Raw genomic sequence first — 495 nt, forward strand, 5'->3', positions numbered from 1 at the left:
CCGCTGCAGGACGCGCTGGCGTAGGGGCCGTTGGCGGTCTGTTCGGCGATGACCTTGTCGCCGACGAGGATGCGACAGGTGACCTGGCCGCCGTCGGCTCCGGCGCTGGCGGTCAGGGTCACGGTCTTGGCGAAGCCGTCGACGGAGACCTCCTTGGTCCACGGCAGGGTGACGTCGGTGTCCTGGGCGATGTCCATGTTCTTGCCGGAGTAGGTGATCGAGCTGGCGTCGCTGGAACCGTCGACCTGGTAGGTGACGGTGACGGCCCGGTTGATCTCCTTGTCGATCTCGTTGACCGTCGTACCGACCAGGGCGAAACACGCGGCGAATCCGAGCAGGATCACCAGCAACACCCCACCCAGCACCCACGGCCAGATCTTGCGCTTCTTCGGCGGCGGGGGATAGGCGCCGCTGGGCGGGTAGCCGGGCGGGGGATATCCGCTACCGGGGTAGCCGGGCCCGGGGTGGGCTCTGCCCGGTGGCTGCCAGTTCGGT

1 protein-coding gene is annotated in these 495 nt (G+C 68.5%); it reads right to left on the reverse strand.

Annotated elements, in window-relative coordinates:
* The coding region (locus ON36_RS28425; RefSeq protein ID WP_245558237.1) for an MmpS family transport accessory protein at positions 1-495 on the reverse strand (495 nt) is incomplete at both ends.

It is taken from the genome of Nocardia thailandica NBRC 100428, from assembly GCF_000308795.1.
In the GTDB taxonomy this organism is placed as follows: Bacteria; Actinomycetota; Actinomycetes; order Mycobacteriales; family Mycobacteriaceae; genus Nocardia; species Nocardia thailandica.